This is a genomic window from Streptomyces sp. NRRL F-5727, from assembly GCF_000719555.1.
GTDB lineage: Bacteria > Actinomycetota > Actinomycetes > Streptomycetales > Streptomycetaceae > Streptomyces.
In genome coordinates, this window is sequence record NZ_JOGX01000029.1 from 154,811 (window position 1) to 170,863 (window position 16,053).

The 16,053-nt window shown below is 71.9% G+C and carries 19 protein-coding genes; 10 read left to right on the forward strand and 9 right to left on the reverse strand.

Annotated features, from left to right (window positions below):
- Positions 1 to 68: 68 nt before the first annotated feature.
- The 3 genes from IF73_RS0120860 to IF73_RS37875 form a co-directional block, all read right to left on the reverse strand.
- Positions 69 to 1,154: a serine hydrolase domain-containing protein gene (locus tag IF73_RS0120860; RefSeq protein ID WP_051717083.1), complete on the reverse strand. Its 1,086-nt coding sequence runs from the start codon at positions 1,152 to 1,154 to the stop codon at positions 69 to 71.
- A 358-nt stretch (positions 1,155 to 1,512) separates the two neighbouring features.
- Positions 1,513 to 1,926 carry a hypothetical protein gene (locus tag IF73_RS41090; protein ID WP_031010268.1) on the reverse strand — a complete coding sequence of 138 codons (414 nt, stop codon included), beginning with the start codon at positions 1,924 to 1,926 and terminating at the stop codon, positions 1,513 to 1,515.
- Positions 1,927 to 2,119: 193 nt separating this feature from the next.
- Positions 2,120 to 2,812 (reverse strand): hypothetical protein, encoded by a 693-nt coding sequence (locus IF73_RS37875; RefSeq protein ID WP_051717085.1) that lies wholly within the window; start codon positions 2,810 to 2,812, stop codon positions 2,120 to 2,122.
- 238 nt (positions 2,813 to 3,050) lie between these two features.
- Here IF73_RS37875 and IF73_RS0120880 point away from each other — a divergent pair, with 238 nt between their 5' ends.
- A complete protein-coding gene (locus tag IF73_RS0120880) occupies positions 3,051 to 7,196 on the forward strand; it encodes a hypothetical protein (RefSeq protein WP_031010272.1) in 4,146 nt (1,381 codons plus the stop codon).
- 369 nt (positions 7,197 to 7,565) lie between these two features.
- Entirely contained in the window at positions 7,566 to 7,739 is a 174-nt protein-coding gene (locus IF73_RS0120885; RefSeq protein ID WP_031010274.1) for a CsbD family protein, read from the forward strand.
- A 102-nt stretch (positions 7,740 to 7,841) separates the two neighbouring features.
- Here the strand turns inward: IF73_RS0120885 and IF73_RS0120890 are convergent, their stop codons facing one another.
- Together IF73_RS0120890 and IF73_RS41095 are read right to left on the reverse strand one after the other, a co-directional pair.
- A complete protein-coding gene (locus IF73_RS0120890; RefSeq protein ID WP_031010276.1) occupies positions 7,842 to 8,843 on the reverse strand; it encodes an SRPBCC family protein in 1,002 nt (333 codons plus the stop codon).
- 3 nt (positions 8,844 to 8,846) lie between these two features.
- On the reverse strand, positions 8,847 to 9,806 hold the full coding sequence (locus tag IF73_RS41095; RefSeq protein WP_031010279.1) for a hypothetical protein: 960 nt from the start codon (positions 9,804 to 9,806) through the stop codon (positions 8,847 to 8,849).
- A 198-nt stretch (positions 9,807 to 10,004) separates the two neighbouring features.
- Between IF73_RS41095 and IF73_RS0120900 the strand changes: the two genes are divergently transcribed.
- The 8 genes from IF73_RS0120900 to IF73_RS0120935 are packed head-to-tail and all read left to right on the forward strand — an operon-like array spanning position 10,005 to position 13,807.
- Positions 10,005 to 10,340, forward strand: coding sequence for a gas vesicle protein (locus tag IF73_RS0120900; RefSeq protein ID WP_031010282.1), 336 nt, complete (start codon positions 10,005 to 10,007; stop codon positions 10,338 to 10,340).
- Between the two features lie 29 nt (positions 10,341 to 10,369).
- Positions 10,370 to 10,849 carry a gas vesicle protein GvpJ gene (gene gvpJ, locus IF73_RS0120905; RefSeq protein WP_031010284.1) on the forward strand — a complete coding sequence of 160 codons (480 nt, stop codon included), beginning with the start codon at positions 10,370 to 10,372 and terminating at the stop codon, positions 10,847 to 10,849.
- Positions 10,850 to 10,852: 3 nt separating this feature from the next.
- A complete protein-coding gene (locus IF73_RS0120910) occupies positions 10,853 to 11,563 on the forward strand; it encodes a GvpL/GvpF family gas vesicle protein (RefSeq protein WP_031010286.1) in 711 nt (236 codons plus the stop codon).
- 54 nt (positions 11,564 to 11,617) lie between these two features.
- Positions 11,618 to 11,866, forward strand: a complete 249-nt coding sequence (locus IF73_RS0120915; protein WP_031010288.1) for a gas vesicle protein GvpG — start codon at positions 11,618 to 11,620, stop codon at positions 11,864 to 11,866.
- Positions 11,867 to 11,884: 18 nt separating this feature from the next.
- Positions 11,885 to 12,310 (forward strand): gas vesicle protein, encoded by a 426-nt coding sequence (locus tag IF73_RS0120920; protein WP_031010290.1) that lies wholly within the window; start codon positions 11,885 to 11,887, stop codon positions 12,308 to 12,310.
- Positions 12,307 to 13,206, forward strand: coding sequence for a GvpL/GvpF family gas vesicle protein (locus IF73_RS0120925; RefSeq protein WP_051717087.1), 900 nt, complete (start codon positions 12,307 to 12,309; stop codon positions 13,204 to 13,206). The genes IF73_RS0120920 and IF73_RS0120925 overlap by 4 nt, the downstream gene beginning before the upstream one ends.
- Positions 13,203 to 13,412 (forward strand): gas vesicle protein, encoded by a 210-nt coding sequence (locus tag IF73_RS0120930; RefSeq protein WP_031010295.1) that lies wholly within the window; start codon positions 13,203 to 13,205, stop codon positions 13,410 to 13,412. The genes IF73_RS0120925 and IF73_RS0120930 overlap by 4 nt, the downstream gene beginning before the upstream one ends.
- Entirely contained in the window at positions 13,409 to 13,807 is a 399-nt protein-coding gene (locus IF73_RS0120935) for a gas vesicle protein K (protein ID WP_031010296.1), read from the forward strand. The genes IF73_RS0120930 and IF73_RS0120935 overlap by 4 nt, the downstream gene beginning before the upstream one ends.
- Positions 13,808 to 13,913: 106 nt before the next feature.
- Here the strand turns inward: IF73_RS0120935 and IF73_RS0120940 are convergent, their stop codons facing one another.
- The 4 genes from IF73_RS0120940 to IF73_RS0120955 form a co-directional block, all read right to left on the reverse strand.
- Positions 13,914 to 14,174 (reverse strand): GlsB/YeaQ/YmgE family stress response membrane protein, encoded by a 261-nt coding sequence (locus IF73_RS0120940; protein WP_031010298.1) that lies wholly within the window; start codon positions 14,172 to 14,174, stop codon positions 13,914 to 13,916.
- Between the two features lie 87 nt (positions 14,175 to 14,261).
- Positions 14,262 to 14,432: a hypothetical protein gene (locus IF73_RS41490; RefSeq protein WP_199806680.1), complete on the reverse strand. Its 171-nt coding sequence runs from the start codon at positions 14,430 to 14,432 to the stop codon at positions 14,262 to 14,264.
- 556 nt (positions 14,433 to 14,988) lie between these two features.
- Positions 14,989 to 15,477: a hypothetical protein gene (locus tag IF73_RS0120950; protein WP_031010300.1), complete on the reverse strand. Its 489-nt coding sequence runs from the start codon at positions 15,475 to 15,477 to the stop codon at positions 14,989 to 14,991.
- A 1-nt stretch (position 15,478) separates the two neighbouring features.
- A complete protein-coding gene (locus tag IF73_RS0120955) occupies positions 15,479 to 15,676 on the reverse strand; it encodes a hypothetical protein (protein WP_031010301.1) in 198 nt (65 codons plus the stop codon).
- Positions 15,677 to 16,053: the final 377 nt, after the last annotated feature.

Consider the following 16,053-nt stretch of genomic DNA (forward strand, 5'->3'; position numbering starts at 1 on the left):
CCTGGATTTCTCCCGGGCAGCGGTCGACGACACACCAACCAACGAGCGGATGCTCCCAAGGAGATGGTCTAGTTCGTGAGGGCTGCCTCGACCACTGCCTCGATGCGGGTGCGCTGCTGCTGGGGGGTGGCCAGGGGATTGGGCCGCAGGGTGTAGACGGTCCGGCGGCGGTGGTCGGTGGTCGCGAAGACGCCGCTCGTCCAGCCGCCGCTGGAGCCGGTCTTGCCCCAGATCTTCGTTCCGTTCAGCTCGATTCCCATCAGCCCGCCGGCGCTGAAGCAGGCCGTGCCGGTGGGGCAGCTGGTGTTCTCGGGGGCGCCGGGAACCGCGGGAACCTCGAAGAGGTGCCGCTGCTGGGCCGGAGCGAGGAGCCGTCCTCCCAGCAGGGCTTTCAGGAACGCGTCGAGGTCGCCGGGGGTGGACGTCAGCCCGCCCTCCGACCAGGCCCAGGCGATGGCCGGCTCATCGGAGAGCCCGGTGTGGCGCAGGGCCAGCGGGCGGAGTATCCGCCGGTCGAGCTCATGGGCGTAGGAGCGACCGGTGACCTCCTCCACGAGCAGCCCGGCGACGAAGCTGTTCAGCCCGTTGTACTGCTGGACGGTTCCCGGGGCCGGGACGCGGCCGGGGCGGTCCGCCGCGTCCGCCGCGAAGGAGGCGGCCACGACTCCACGGGGGTCGAGCGGCACCCGGGCCGGCCGGGGCAGGTCGCTCGTGTGGTCCAGGAGCTGGCGTACCGTCACGTCGCCGTAGGCCGCCGGGAGCACCTCGGGCAGGTAACGGCGGACGGGCTCGTCGATGCCGATCCGGTGCTCGGCGACCAGTTGGAGCACCATGGCATCGGTGAAGACCTTGGTCACGCTGCCCACCGGGACGCGCCCGTTGGCCTGCACCTCTCCGGCCGTCCCGGTGTACGGGCCGTGCATGCCCCGGCCGGACACCCGCACCACGGCCGCGTCCGTCACCCCGTCCGGCAGGGTGGCCAGCAACGCCCGGACGGCGGTCGCGTCACGGGTGTCGCGCGAGTCGTGGGAGGCGGGTGCGCCGGGTGCGGCCGTGGCCATGGCCGTGGGGGCGGCAGCCAGACCGGTGGCGAGTGCCGCCAGCGCCACACAGGTGACGGTGAGACGGCGGGCGGCGCGGGGGCGAGTGGTCATCGGTGGCTCCTGGGAACAAGGTGGGTGCTCGGATCCGTATCCGCGCTGGACCAACCTTCTTTCCTCACCAAGCGTTTGGGCTATCGGTGATCCCCCTGAACCGCCCCCGAGTGCACCCCGAGTCCCGCTTCGGGGTGCGGGGGCCGGGGCCGGAGTCGAGGGCCCGGCGTCAGGCGGAGGACGTTGCCTGGGCGGTGCCTCTGCGGGCGGCAGGTGATGACGCCGTGGCCACCATCTCCATTGCGGGCGGGTCGCTGAGGGGCCAGCTGTCCTGACGGGCCGTCCAGAGTTCTGGACGGTGGGGCGCCGTGACCTGCGGTGGTGAGTCTGGTGGTGAGCGGGATCGAGATCGTTCTCCCTATCGGGGTAAGTCCGCCGCTTTCCGCCACCGCGGTTGACTGGTGTCGACGGCCTGCACCTTGCCCAGCCGTGTCGTGAACGGCGTGCTGCGGCTCTCGGTGGTTGGGCCGGCATCCGCGAGGGCGGGCGCCTCCCACTGGTCCGTCCGCGTCGCGGTCCCGGTCGCGGTCGCGGTCGCGGTGCCGGAGTATTCGGCGGGGCGGGTGTGGCGGTGGCCGCACGTGGGTGGGTCCCGCGCGCCGTACCGGGCTGTGTAAGGGGTGCCGGGACTGGTGCGAGTGACGGTGGTGCCGTCGCCCATCGTCCAGCGGACCGACGTCACGTGGGCGGTGGTGGTGATGGCGATGGCGATGGCGACTACGTCGAGTTCCAGGTCGCGGGCGGGCGGGGGCGGGATGACGCACCTGGGCACGTTGCCGCCTGACGTCCCGCCGTACTGGGAGACGTACTTCCACGTGGACAGCGTGGACGAGGGTGCGGGCGGTTGCCGTCCGCGCCGGGGCCCCTGCCGCGGGACCGGCCGCCCGCTGGGGTGGTGCGGCCCCGGCACGGGTCCGGCCCCGCCCCCGGGGTGGGGGCGGGGCCGGAGCCGGGCTGGTGTGACGTCAGGAGACGTAGAGGCGCGTGGGCTTCGGGAAGTTGCTCCGGTAGCCCTTCAGCTCACGGATGTCGGACGGCTTGAGCTTGATGCAGCCGGCCGACTTGTAGTCGCCGTTGCCGTCCCAGCGCGTCCGCTCGCTGCTGCCCTGCCTGCCGTTGGACTTCATCTCGCTGTGGATGAACAGCGCGTCGCGCTTGGTGCCCTTCTTCCCGTTCGCCTTGCACCGCTTGTCCTGGAGCTTCCAGACGATTCCGTTGATGGTGCCGGCGAAGTTGTTCTTGAAGTACTCGATCTTGTAGTCGCCGCTGGGCAGCCAGCCCACGTTCGTCTGGCAGGGGTTCTGCCCGACCTTGCGCTTGGCGTTCTTCGCGTCGCCCAGGCCCGACCCCGCGCGCCAGCTGTCGAGCACGTACGAGCGCGTCTTGTCGGGGCTGATCTGCCGGACGTGGATCAGCGAGAGGCGCGAGTTCGAAGGGTCCTTCTTGTTCTTCTTGAACTGGAGGTAGGTGTAGCTCCTCGCGGCGGCGGCCGCGGGCGCCTTGGCCGTGGACACCACCGCCGCCGGCTGCGCAGCCGCCGCCGACGCCTGCGCCCCTGCCGCCGCCGGGACCAGCCCCACCACCACGGCTGCCGCTCCCGCGGTCGCCAGGGCCTTCAGGGACCGGTGCGCGGGCCTGGTCGAGCGTGTCGTGATCATGAAGGGTTCCTCCCCGTCGAGTGCCCCGTGACCGGGGCTGTCTCCGGCCCCGACCGGGCCGGCGACACCGAGTTCACCAGCGCCGGCGGTTGTTCAGCAGGCCCCCTTCGCCGGACCGAACAAAGAAGAAACCGCCGGTCGGCGACCGGATGGGCGCTTGCCGCACCCCTGGCGGGCTCCTTAGCCTGGCCCGTCGTGCGCAGACCTCCTCGCGCACGGGGGGACGGGGGGACACACCATGGGGCGTCGCGAGACACCGGTCGATCCGAACGCGGGACCGGTCCAGCGGTTCGCGTACGAGCTGCGCAAGCTGCGTCAGGAGGCCGACGGCCTCACCTACCGCGAGATGGCCCGGCGCGCGCACTATTCCGTGACGTCCCTCTCGCAGGCGGCGGCCGGCGAGCAGCTGCCCTCGCTGGCGGTCACCCTCGCCTATGTCGCGGCCTGCGGGGGCGATCCACACGCGTGGGAGCGGCGCTGGCGTGAGACGGAGGCGGAGGTGCTGGCCGCGAGGGTCCGGGAGGAGGACGCCTCAGAGGCTCCGCCGTACCAGGGGCTCGCCCGGTTCGAACCCGCCGACCACGACAGGTTCTTCGGACGGGACGAACTGACCGCCGTGCTGCGGCAGTCGGTCGCCGAGCACCGCTTCACCGCCGTGTTCGGGCCCTCCGGCAGCGGCAAGTCCTCCCTGCTGCGGGCGGGGCTCATCCCCGCGCTGCGGCGCGACGGCCACGCAGGCGAGGTCACCGCCGCCGTGCCGGTCCGCCTCGCGGCCATCCGCGTCCTGACCCCGGGCGAGCATCCGCTGGCCACGCATGCCGCGGCGCTGCGCGCCCGCGACGGCGACGGCGCGGCCGGGGACACGCTCGTCGTGGTGGACCAGTTCGAGGAGGTGTACACGCTCTGCCGTGACCAGGCCGAACGTGCCGCGTTCATCGACCTGCTGCTGGCCGCCCGCCGTCCGGACAGCCGCCTGCGGGTCGTCATCGCGGTACGGGCGGACTTCTACGCCCGCTGCGCCGAGCACCGCGGCCTGGCCGGGGCGCTGCGCGAGACGAGCGTGCTCGTGGGCCCCATGAGCCAGGCGGAGCTCCGTGAGGTCGTCGTCAGGCCGGCCCAGGCGGCCGGGTTGATCGTCGAACGCTCCCTCACCGCCCGGCTCGTGCGGGAGGTGCAGGGCCGCCCCGGCGGCCTGCCGCTGCTGTCGCACGTCCTGCGCGAGACCTGGCGGCGGCGCCGCGGCCGGGCGCTCACGGAGGAGGCGTACCACGCCGCGGGCGGGCTGGAAGGCGCCATCGCGCAGAGCGCCGAGGACGTCCACTCCCGCTTCTCGCCCGCGCAGGCCGACCTCGCCAGGCTGCTGATGCTGCGGCTGATCGCACCGGGCGAGGGCTCCCAGGACACCCGCCGTCCCGCACCCCGCGCCGAGCTCGACATCGCGGCCCCCGGGGACGTCGCCCATGTGCTGGACCGGCTGGCCGGCGCCCGGCTGGTCACGCTCGACGACGACACGGTCAGCCTGGCCCACGAGGCACTGATCACCGCCTGGCCCCGGCTCGGTGCCTGGATCGAGGAGGACCGCGAACGCCTGCGCGCCCACCGCCGGCTGACGGAGGCCGCTCGCGCCTGGGACGACCTCGGCCGCGAGAACGGCGCCCTGTACCGGGGCGCCCGTCTGGTCGCCGCCGAGGAGCACTTCCGCACCGGGCCGGGGCGGCCCGCGGCGCTCACCGCGGTCGAGGACGCCTTCCTGACCGCCTCCCTCGCCGGCCGCACCCGGGAGCGCCGGCGCCGACGCGCCCTGACCGGAGCGCTGTCCTGCCTGCTGGTGCTGGCCCTGCTCGCCGTCGGTGTCGCGTGGCAGGAGAGCCGTACGAGCGACCGCAGGCGGGTCGAGGCGGAGGCCGGGCGTCTGGCCGCCGTCGCCGAGGGACTGCGCCTGACCGACCCGCTCAAGGCGATGCGCCTGAGCGTCGCCGCCTGGCGCCTCGCACCCACCCCTCAGACCCGGTCCGCCCTGCTGGGCGTCCTCGGGCAGAAGGAGCAGGACGTCTTCACCCTTCCGGACGCCGCTCCCGGTGCCGCCGACCGCTATCTGACGGCCGACGGCCGCTCGCTGGTGTCCGTCGGACCGGACCGCGTGGACACCTGGGACGTACGCACGCACCGTCGCACTCACACGCACGCCCACTCCCCCACCCGAGCCGAGGCGCGCCCAGGCGAGCAGGACAGCGCGCCCTGGACGGCGCTCAGCCCGGACGGGCGCACGCTGGCGCTGCTGGAGGAGGACGGCGTACGACTCCTGGACGTGCGCACCGGTCGTGGGGCGGGCCGTCTCCCCGTCCCGTCGGCCATGAGTGCGAAGTTCGGCCCTGACGGGCGGACCCTGCTGGTGCAGAGCTGGGGGGAGCGGTTCGACGACCCGGCCGACGTACAGGTCTGGGACGTCGCGCGGCGACGTCAACTGCTGGCCTTCCCCCTGGGGGCCAGGGAAACCGTCCAGGACAGCGTCATCAGCCCCGACGGCCGCTGGCTGGCCCTGTGCACGGACGAGCGGCCGCTGGAGATCCGCAGCCTCGGGCGCGGCCCCGGCGGGAAGCCGGCACTGCCGTGGCTGCCCGGCGCGGGCAAGGACCACTGCTTCGAGGGCGGCTTCACGTTCACCGCCGACAGCCGCGGCATCGCGCTGGTCACCGGCAGCGGCATCCGCGCCTGGGACCTGCGCAGCGGCCGTACCGCGTTCCGGCTGGCGGCCCCCGGGGTCCAGCACTTCGGGTTCAGTTCCGACGGCCGGTTCGCCGTGGCGGCCACCCTCGCCAACGAGATCCTGCTGTGGCGCGTCGCGGCCCCCGCAGCCCCGGTGTTCCGCTACACGCTCGTCAACGAGACCCCCCACGCCCTGCGCCTGGACGTCGCCGGGGGCGCCATACGGTACGCCTCCAGCAGCGGAGCGATCGTCCGGTCGCTGGCCCTGGGCCGCGCCGTGACCGGCGGCTGGCGCGACCGGGCGACCGGCGAGGCCGAGTGGAGCCCGGACGGCCGGCTGCTGGCCACCGTGGGCGGCGCCGGTGACCGGGCCGGATACCGGCTGCTGGACGACCGCGGCCGGCTCCTCGACGAGCTTCCGGGCGTCCCCTGCCCACCGCTCCCCGCGGACAAGCCGTCGGAGGACTCCCCCGCGGACGCGGACGGCGACGGCACGGCAGCCGGGGAGGGCACGGCGAGCGGTGAGTGGGCGGCGAGCGGTGAATGGACGGCGGCCGCGGAAGGGCCGGCGGCTGCGGAAGGACCGGCGGACGCGGAAGGGCCGGGGGCTGCGGAAGGGCCAGCGGCTGCGGAGGGGCCGACGGACGCTGGGGCCGCCCCGGACGGTGGGACCGCCCCGGGCGCGAAGGGCACCGCGGGCCCGGAGGGCACCGCGGCCGGCGGGGAACCGGAGGAAGCCGGCCCTGCGCCGGCCGCCGGCACGGCGCCGCCCGAGAGCAGCTGTTCCGACCGCCTGGCGTTCAGCCCCGACGGCGGATACCTCGCCTACGGCCGCGCCCTGCAGGACATCGACCCCGACACCGCCGAACCCCCGATCATCACCGTGTGGGACGTACACGCGCGCCGGGTGCTCGCCAGGCTGAACCTCGACGAAGGCGCTACGCCCCGGGCCGAGGACGAGCTGCCCCTCGGCATCTCCGGGATCGCCCTCGGCGCCGACGGCCGGACGCTCGCCGTCTCCCGCGCGGGTGAACGCGACGTACTCGAACTGTGGGACGTCCCGGCCCGCAAGCGCCTGCGCACACTGGCCGGCTTCAGCGGGGAGGAACTCGTCCTGCGCCCCGACGGCGGCACGGCCGTCTCCTGGGCGGACTCGGTCGCCGATCTGCCCTCCGGCCGGGTCCGGCAGCGCGTGCTGGGCAGTGACGACACCACCGCCCTCGCCTTCAGCCCGGACGGCACCCGTCTGGCGGCGGGCGACCTGCTGGGCCGCGTCACCATCTGGGACGGCAACCTGCGCACACGCCTCGGCTCACTCGCCGGGACCCACACGGGAGCCCGCCACGTCGAGGACGAGGCCGTCTCGGCGCTCGCCTTCTCGCCCGACGCCACGGTCCTCGCCGTCGCGGGGAACTCCGGCACGCTGCAGCTGTGGGACACGACGTCCCACCACCTCCTCGGCGCCCCGCTGCCGACGCCCGGCGACACCCTCCGCGCCCTCGCCTTCGCCCCGAACGGGACCACCCTCCGGGCGGCGGGCGCGCACGTACTCGTCCAGGCGTACGACATCGATCCCGACCGCACCGCCGCATCACTCTGCGCCCGCCTGGGCACCGGGCTCTCCCCGGCGGACTGGAAGACCTACGCGCCGAGGATCCCCTACCGGCAGACCTGCTGAACGGCAACCACCGCGGGCGCCCGCGCGCCGACCCGGAACCCTGTGCGTGAGGCGGCTGCCTGCTGAGACGGACGGTCGGAACCGCAACAGCGTATGTCCGTCCGTGGATGAAGCTCTCCGCAGTGCGCCACCTGGTCCCACGCCGGCGAAGAGTGCTGGACAGCGGCCGATTCCGTCATGCCGCCAGGCCATCCGCGAGGTCGTCATTGCTCGAGGCCCCGACACCCCTCAGCGTGGGCAGACCGCCGGTGTGGCCGAGCCGGACGCGGCGACACCGGAGCGGCGGAAGGATGCACGTAAGGCGTTTTCCATGTGTTTTTCCTTTATCTGCGGGTAGCGCATCGATAGATCCTCCTGGAGGTGACTGGGATGGCCACGGGAAAAAAGGCCAAGAACATGGGTAAGACCGTCAAGGGCAAGGCGAAGGAGGCCACCGGCAAGGCCGTCGGCAACGAGAGTCTTGAGGCGAAGGGCCGCGCAGAGCAGATCGCAGGGGATGCGAAGCAGACCGCGCAGAAGGCGAAGGACACCCTCAAGCACTGATCGACGGCGGGTGAGAAGGCCGGCGGCTCGGTTCGCCGGCCTCTCCACGCATGCCTGTGGCCGCGCAGATGAGCGCGGCCACGGGGACGACGGTCCGTCGGCTCAGCCTCGGCGTCGCCCCGCCGGAGCGGGCTCCTCTTCGTCGTAGGCGTCCTCCTCGTACTCGTCCTCCTCGTCCTCCTCGCCCTCTCCGTCCTCGCCTTCTCCGTCCTCCTCGTCGGAGTACTCGTCCTCGGGCTCTTCGCCCTCCTCTTCCCAGCCGTCCTCGGACGGCTCCTCGCCGTCTTCGGACGCCTCCTGGTCGAGAGCCTCCTCGTGGGTGACGACGACCTCGCCGTCCGCGATCTCGCCGCGCCAGCCCTCCGGCTCCTCGTCGGTGAGCGTGACGAAGCGGTCGAAGTTCTTCAGGTCCAGGCGCATCCGCCGGCCCTGGGCGCGCCACAGGTTGCCGGTCTTCTCGAAGAGCCCGGCCGGGTAGTACTCGACGACCAGGAGGATGCGGGTCAGGGAGGGGGCGAGTTCGTGGAAGCTGACGCATCCGCGTGTGGACCCCTTGGGCCCGTCCGACGTCCAGACGATTCTCTCGTCCGGTATCTGTTCCTGGACGGTGGCTTTCCAGCTGCGGGTGGACGGGCCGACCTTGACCTTCCAGTCGCTGGTCGTGTCATCGCCCTGCGAGACGTGCCGGACCCCCTTGGCGAAGCTGCTGAAGTTCTCGTACTGGGTCCAGTGGTCGTAGGCGTTGCGCAGCGGGACGCCCACGTCGATGGCCTCGATGATGTTGATGGCCTTGGCGCTGGACTTGCGGCCGCCCTTCTTGCCGCCGCCGAGCAGCCCGGACTGCGTCACCTTGTCCTTGAGCCCGCTGACCGCGTTGCCGAGCACGGCTTTCACGGGAGAGTCTCCCTTGAGCAGGCGCCCGCCGAGGTCCCCGAGGCTGCCGCCGTTCTCGGCGACGTCGTGGAGTCCGTCGGTCACTTCGCCCAGCTTGTCCACTGCCTTGTCGGCGACGCGGTCCGCCTGCGCCGCAAGATACGCCGATGCTTCGTCCATCAGCTGGTCGAACCCGGAGCGGGCACCGTCGCGCGCACGTTGGGTGGCCATGGTCTACCTCCCCGTGGTCGACTTGCCGCGGGCCGTCTTGGTCGCGGTGGTCTTCTTCGCCGCCCGCTTGGAGGCGGGGGTGCGTCCTGCTGCCGACGTCGTCTTCTTCGCGGCCGGCTTCTTCGCGGCCGGCTTCCTCGCGGCCGTCTTCGTCGCCGCCGCTTTCTTCGCGGCCGGCTTCTTCGCGGCCGGCTTCGAAGCCGTCTTCTTCGCGGGGGCGGTCTCCTTGGCCGAGGTGCGGCGCTTCGTGGAGCTCGCTGTGCGCGTGCCCGTCGACCCGGCGGCCGCCTTCCTTGACGGGGAGCTCTTCGCTGCGCCCGAGGTCTTCTTGGCTGGGGGCGCCTTCTTGGCCGGGGCAGCCTTGCGGGTCGCGGAGCGGCGCTGGCCGGCCTTGGACGACGCGGCCGGGGCGGACCGGCGGGCAGGACGACGGCGAGAGGGCGGCTCTTCCTCCTCTTCCTCCGCCTCTTCCTCTTCCTCCGGGCCTTCCTCCGCCGCGGGCTCTTCTGGACCGAGCTCCTCGTCCTCCTCGGGCTCTTCCTCGGGCTCTTCCTCGGGCTCCTCCTCGGGCTCCTCCTCGGGCTCCTCCTCGTAGCCGCCTTCCTCGTACTCGTCCTCGTCCTCGTACTCCTCGGCCTCGTCCTCGTCGCTCCGTCCCAGTGTGAGAGTGCGCTCGCGCAGCGAGTCCGCGAGGTCGCCCATGCGGCGGTTCGCAGTGGCCACGAGGGCCTTGCGCCCCGCATCGAGCGCCTCGCCCCTGATCTGCTCGCCGAGCTCGGCCACCTGCGGCATCTCACTCAGCTTCTTCAGGCCCTGCGTCGCGATCTCCTTGGGATCGAGACCGAGACGGCGGCCTGCGGCGTAGGTGATCAGGCTGAAAGCGAGGCGCCCCTTCTTCGTCCGCCCCAGCACGTAGCCCCCGGCCAGGGCGGCCGCCAGGGCCAGCTTGGTCGTGTCCTCCATGAGCCCTTCCTTTCACCCGGTGGGCTCGCCGATGGCCAGCGGCAGCCATACAGCGCTTGCACGTCACTACGGGACTGCTCCGCTCTGTGCCGGATATGCATGATGTGCCCGAAAAGTCAAAGTATTGTGTGAATTGGGGCGTTTGCTGTAGATCTCGCGGGGCAGGCGCACGGATCAGTCCGCGAGGGGAGCAGGCCCATGGCCGCAGAGAAACCGGCACGCAGCCGGCGTCCTCCGGCAGACCGGGAGAAGGCTCGGTCGGCGCATCGCGGGGTGACGGGCACGGCACAGGCGGTGCGCGCGGCGGTGGAGCAGCTGTCGGCGCTGCTGGGCCGGGTACCGGAGTCGGTTTCCTCCCTCCGGCCGAGCGAGGGCGGCTGGGAGGCCCAGGTCGAGGTACTCGAACTGGAGCGGATCCCTGACAGCACCAGCATCCTGGCGAGCTACAAGGTCGTCCTCGGCGAGGAGGGTGAGTTGATCTCATACGAGCGAACCCGGCGCTACAGCAGGAGCATGATCGACCGGCCGACCTGACCGGTTCGACCCCATGAAGGGAAGCGGCCATGACCGTGGTGCCGCAGGGCGGAAGCAACGTCACCAGAAGTGCCGGCGGAGGCACGAGTCTCTACGACGTCCTGGAGTTGATCCTCGACCGCGGTCTCGTGATCGACGTGTTCGTACGGGTCTCTCTCGTCGGCATCGAGATCCTGAAGATCGACGCGCGGATCGTCGTCGCCAGTGTCGACACGTATCTGCGCTTCGCCGAAGCGTGCAACCGCCTTGATCTCGAATCCGGGCGCAAGGCCCCCGCCCAGTTGACCGATGTGGTCGGCGACGCGGTGGAGAGCGGGGCCCGCGGCAAGTCCAAGGGTGCCATCGGCGGCGTGGTGGACGCCGTGACGCAGTCCCTCACCGGCAGGTCCGACGAGGAGGAGGAGCCGGAGGAGGAGCCGGAGGAGGAGCCGGAGGAAGAGCCGGAAGAGGAAGAGGCCCCCCGCCGTCGGCGTCCCGCACGGCGCCCCACGCGGCGAGAGAGGGAGTAGACGATGCCCCGCTACGTGTACGCCATCACGGCTGCCACGCATCCGTGCCGCCTGGACGGGCTGGCCGGCGTCGGGGCCGAGCCCGCTCCGGTGTCCACCATCACCATGGGCCGGCTGCGCGCGGTCGTCTCGGACATCGAGGAGGAGATACGGCCCAAGCGCCGCGACCTGGCCGCCCACCAGGCGGTGCAGGAACGACTCATGGCCGACGGGCCGGTCCTTCCGCTGCAGTTCGGCTACACCGCCCCGGACGACCAGGCGGTCGCCGACGTGCTCCAGGAGCGCGCCGACGACTACCTGGCGGCCCTGGCGCGGCTGCGGGGCTGTGCCGAGTACCACGTGCGGGCCTCCCAGGACCAGGATGCCCTCCTGCGGGAGATCCTCCGGGACTCGGACCGGGCCCGGGCGCTCAACGACCGGATCCGTTCCGGCGACCCCGACCCACGGCTGCCGCTGGAGTTGGGGGAGATCGTCGCCGGCGAGGTGCGGGAGAGGCAGGAAGCCCTGGCCGCCGGGCTGATCCGGACGCTGGCCTCCTACGCGGAGGACCACAGTGCCCGCACACCGGCCGACGGTGACGTCCTCAACCTCTCCCTCCTGGTCCGAGACGACCACAAGCACGACTTCCTGCAGGCGGAGGACCGCCTCGCCGAGCAGGCCGAGGACCTCGAATTCCGCTTCAGCGGGCCGCTGCCCCCCTACAGCTTCGTGTAGCCGGCCTCTGGCCGGCGGGGCTCGGCCCGGGCGGCGACGAGGAGGAGAGGAGAGATGGGGATGCTGACCAAGCTGCTGACCGCGCCGCTGCTCCCCATGCGACTGGTGACGTGGGCGGCGCAGCGGGTCCTGGACCAGGCCGAGGAGGAGTACTACGACCCCGCCCCCGTCTACGCGGCCCTGGCGGAGCTCGAAGCCCGGCTGCGAAGCGGGGAGATCGACCAGGCCGACTTCGACCGCCAGGAGGACGAACTCCTCGACCGACTCGACGAGATCGCATCCTTCCGGCAAGGCCGGACGTGACCGAGGAGGCCGGGAACCGTGACTGACCCGCTCGACCACCGGATCGCCCCGTTGCCGTCCCGGGCGGCACCGGCGTCGTACCCGCCGTCCTCGTCGGCCAGCCTGGCGGACATCCTCGAACGCGTCCTGGACAAGGGCATCGTGATCGCCGGCGACATCCGCATCAACCTTCTCGACATCGAGCTTCTGACGATCAAACTGCGCATTCTGATCGCGTCCGTGGACAAGGCAAAGGAGATGGGCATCGACTGGTGGGAGCACGACCCCTCGCTGTCCTCCCGCCACAGCGGCGACCCGCTGGCGGAGGAGAACCGCCGTCTGCGCGCCGAGCTGGACGCCTTGCGCCGCGACCGCCTCGAAGCCCCACCCCACGTGGAGGAGGGCTCCGAGCGGCACGACGCCAGGCGCCGCGGCGACGCCGGGCGGGAAAGGCCCGCACCATGACCGGCGAGCCGAGCCTCACCTACGTCTACGCCGTGGCCGCCCTCACACCGCGGCTCGACGGCCCGCTGGCCCACCTGCGTGGCGTGGGCGATGCGCCGGTCACCCTCCTCTCCCCCGGCACCACCCCGTCCGGCCCCGCGTTCGTCGTCAGCCGGGTCCCCGCCGACCAGTGGGCGGAGGACGCCCTCAGGCTCCGCTTCGAGGACCTCTCCTGGCTCGAGGACACCGCCCGAGCCCACCACCACGTCATTCAGGTCCTCATGGAACACACCAGCGTCCTGCCGCTGCGGCTCGCGACCCTGTACCAGGACAGCGACCGTGCCCTGGAAGCCCTGCTCGCGGAACAGGACGCCTTCGCGGCCCAGCTCGCGACGCTCCTCCACCAGGCCGAGTACGGAGTCAAGGTGTACGTCGTCCCGGAAGAGGTCGGGTCATCCGGCTCCCCTGACGAAGGCCATGGCGAGCCCGCCTCGCCGGCCGCTGCTCCGCCGAGCGCGAGCCCGAGCCCCAGCCCCAGCCCGAGCGCGAGCCCGAGCCCCGGTAAGGCATATCTGCACGCCCGGCGGGCCCAACGCCACGCCCGGGAGGAGCGCTACCTGCAAGCCGGACAGGCGGCGGACCGTATCGCCGCCAGGGCCGCCCGGTTCGCGACCCAGAGCGTCCGCCACCCTCCGCAGACCGGACCGCTCACCCGCCGCGAGAACGGCGAGAACGTCCTCAACGACTCCTATCTCGTCCCCGACGACCAGGCCGACGGCTTCCGCGCCGCCCTCCAGCAGGTCGGCCGGGACCTGCCCGGCATCCGCATCGAGGTCACCGGCCCCTGGGCTCCCTACTCCTTCGCCACGCCCTCCGACCGGTCCGCGGAGACCGACTTCCCCGGCACCAGACCATGACTCCCACGGAACGCAGCGAAGCCCTGCCTGGTCGGCAGGTCGCCCTCGTGGACCTCCTCGACCGGCTCCTCGCCGGCGGCGTCGTCATCACGGGAGACATCGTCCTGACCATCGCCGACATCGATCTCGTACGCATCTCCCTGCGCGCCCTCATCACCTCCGTCACGGCCGACGACGCCCCCTTCGTCTCGGGGGATCAGCCGTGAACGGCGATCTGGGTCCACCTCCGCGGCGTCCCGACCTGGACGCCCTCGGCGACTCCCTCACGCAGGCATTCCGGCTGCTCCAGGCCCCACCGGAGGCTCCCGGCGCCCCTCACCTTCCCGCCCACCGCATGCGCACCGACCACGAGACCGTCGGAGAGGACCTGCTCAAGCTCGTCCTCACCGTGGTCGAGCTCCTGCGCCAGCTCATCGAACGCCAGGCCCTGCGGCGCGTCGACTCGGGCGATCTCACCGACGCGCAGGAAGAGGAGCTCGGAGCCACCCTCCTCGCCCTGCACGATCGTATGAGCGAGCTGTGTGCCGAGCACGGCTACCGCCTCGAAGACCTGGACATCGACCTCGGACCGCTCGGACACCTGCTTCCCCCCGCGCCCTGAACCGGGCCTGCGCCGCCCTGAACCTGTCGCTCCGACGGCTCCCCTGCAGGGGAGCCGTCGGAGCGACCCGCTGGGCCGGACGCGAGGGCGGGGCGTGTTCCGCCCGTCACTTGCGCCGTGCGAAGAGGCGGTAGACCGCGAGGAGGATGACCGACCCGACGATGGCGGCTATCCAGGTGGACAGTTCGAAGAACCCGTCAACGGAGTCGACGTCGAAGATGACCTTGCCGAGCCACCCGCCGAGCAGGCCGCCCGCTATGCCTATGAGCGTGGTGATGATGATCCCGCCCGGGTCTTTCCCGGGCATCAGCATCTTGGCGATGATGCCCGCGAGGAGCCCGAGGAGAATCCAAGCAAGTATGCCCATGATTCCTTCTTGTCCCGTGTCGTGGAATGTCGTTCGATGCGGCGTGTCCGCCGCATGGGTTGTGCGGACTCCGGCTCGTTCCGCAGGTCAGGTGAGTTTGTCCTTCGCCTGCTCTTTCAGGTGCCGGGCCTTTCCCCTCGCTTCGAGGGCTCCGCCCTTGGCCGCCAGCTTCTCCTTGCCCACCGCGTGCGCGGACTTCCTGATGGCCTTCCCCCCTGCCACCTCCATCTGCGCCTTCGTCTTCTCCCACTTGGTCATGACCCGTCCTCTCACGATCCCTGACCCTCCGGCTTCTCCCTACGCCCAACGGCGGAGAGTCCTCGGCGTCATGGCACGCAGACCCCGCCGCAACGCCATGCCCACTCCCCACGCCATCAAGCGGATCCCCCACTTGGTGAACCTCGCGAAGCCCCGGCACATGAGCGCCTTGGGCGTCCACCGATGGAGCCTCCGCCGTCTGCCGAATTTCACGGACACCTCCTATCGTCGGCCCACCCACCATGGGAAACCGAGGCGATTCCCTGTGGTTCTCCATAGCTACCTGCGCGTATTCGCAATAAATTCGGTTTCAAACATCGACGTGGCTCCCCCCGCGGCGTCGTCGAGTCCGGTCGCGAGCGGCGGGCACCGGTCGGGTCCGCGGGCAGTTCGGCCTCGTGCGACGCCGACCGTCCGGATGCGGCCCACCAGGCCGCACGTGCGGTACGTACGAGCGGCCTGCAGCACACTGCTGGACGCGGTGCGTGGCCGCGTCGTAGCCGACGACACGGCGCCCCTCGCGAACCGGCAGCCACGGGTCGCGGCGCCCCTGGTTCTACGGCGCGGTGATCGTGTCGGTGCAGGGCACCTCGACGAAGCCCCGGTCCATCTCCTTCTTCCAGTGCGCGCCGACCGCGTCGGCGGCTGTGGCCGCCGGCACGCCGCGGGTGAAGCGGGCGATCCACACGCCGTCTTCCGGGCCCATCACCGACACCTCGTAGCGGCCGCCCCCCTGCACCTGCGTGGCTGCGCCCTCGGGGAGGCCGATCTCCGCTTCGGCGGGGAGCGTTCCCTTGAACACGGCCAGCGTGCGGGCCTTGAAGGTCTGCACGCCGGTGTCGTTGCCCTTGTCCACGAACCGGCCGCGCTCCAGGACGGCGACCAGGGCAAGGTTCTGGGCCCGGGCTGCCTCGGCCGCGTCCGAGCCGGTCTCCTCGCACAGCGACTCCACGCGGATGGGATCGTTCCGCTGGTGGTGGGCGAACGCGCCGGCGCCGACGGCGACGACCACCGCGGCGGCGGCCCCGCGTACGAGCTTGTTCATCTCAGCCCCATAGCTTCTCGTGGTCGGCCTTGTCGACGTCGGGGATCCAGTTGATCTCGTAGCCGGGTGACGGAGCGTTCCTCCCCGTCAGTGAGCTGATCGCGTCGCTCTCGTGGCACAGCCCCGGGACGTGTCCGAGCTCGTGGAGGCCGACGTACCGGAGCCGCTCCCTGGGGGCTCCGCGCAGCTTCTTCCTCACGGTGCGTAGGGTAGCGAGTACGCTCCGCCGCGTGGGGGTGCCCTTGCCGGCGTCGCGCTCAGGCGCCTGCACCCTAGGCCGAGGGCGGAGGGTGGCAGCCGACTTTCGCCGGCCGCGCCTCCGTGCCGTCGAAGACCGTTCCGGGCGGATGCGCCGAAGTCGCGGCAGACTACATGCCGCATCAATCCAGCAGACATCTCACCCCCTTCCTCAGCGCATAAGGTCCGCGCATGAACGCTGACTGGTACGTCCTCATCGAGGAGGACACCCGAACCACACAACGCGCCGACGGCACGGAACTGAAACTGCACCGCTGGATGCTCACCGGCACCCACCGCATCGGCCCGGACCCCATAGAGGCGGCCGCGGCCGCCGAG

Coding starts and splice junctions, on each gene's coding strand:
- IF73_RS41490 (WP_199806680.1), bottom strand. CDS start 14,432: ATGACCAAGTGGGAGAAGACGAAGGCGCAGATGGAGGTGGCAGGGGGG.
- IF73_RS0120885 (WP_031010274.1), top strand. CDS start 7,566: ATGGCCACGGGAAAAAAGGCCAAGAACATGGGTAAGACCGTCAAGGGC.
- IF73_RS0120915 (WP_031010288.1), top strand. CDS start 11,618: ATGGGGATGCTGACCAAGCTGCTGACCGCGCCGCTGCTCCCCATGCGA.
- gvpJ (WP_031010284.1), top strand. CDS start 10,370: ATGACCGTGGTGCCGCAGGGCGGAAGCAACGTCACCAGAAGTGCCGGC.
- IF73_RS0120880 (WP_031010272.1), top strand. CDS start 3,051: ATGGGGCGTCGCGAGACACCGGTCGATCCGAACGCGGGACCGGTCCAG.
- IF73_RS0120925 (WP_051717087.1), top strand. CDS start 12,307: ATGACCGGCGAGCCGAGCCTCACCTACGTCTACGCCGTGGCCGCCCTC.
- IF73_RS0120930 (WP_031010295.1), top strand. CDS start 13,203: ATGACTCCCACGGAACGCAGCGAAGCCCTGCCTGGTCGGCAGGTCGCC.
- IF73_RS37875 (WP_051717085.1), bottom strand. CDS start 2,812: ATGATCACGACACGCTCGACCAGGCCCGCGCACCGGTCCCTGAAGGCC.
- IF73_RS0120950 (WP_031010300.1), bottom strand. CDS start 15,477: ATGAACAAGCTCGTACGCGGGGCCGCCGCCGCGGTGGTCGTCGCCGTC.
- IF73_RS0120860 (WP_051717083.1), bottom strand. CDS start 1,154: ATGACCACTCGCCCCCGCGCCGCCCGCCGTCTCACCGTCACCTGTGTG.
- IF73_RS0120900 (WP_031010282.1), top strand. CDS start 10,005: ATGGCCGCAGAGAAACCGGCACGCAGCCGGCGTCCTCCGGCAGACCGG.
- IF73_RS0120910 (WP_031010286.1), top strand. CDS start 10,853: ATGCCCCGCTACGTGTACGCCATCACGGCTGCCACGCATCCGTGCCGC.
- IF73_RS0120890 (WP_031010276.1), bottom strand. CDS start 8,843: ATGGCCACCCAACGTGCGCGCGACGGTGCCCGCTCCGGGTTCGACCAG.
- IF73_RS41095 (WP_031010279.1), bottom strand. CDS start 9,806: ATGGAGGACACGACCAAGCTGGCCCTGGCGGCCGCCCTGGCCGGGGGC.
- IF73_RS0120940 (WP_031010298.1), bottom strand. CDS start 14,174: ATGGGCATACTTGCTTGGATTCTCCTCGGGCTCCTCGCGGGCATCATC.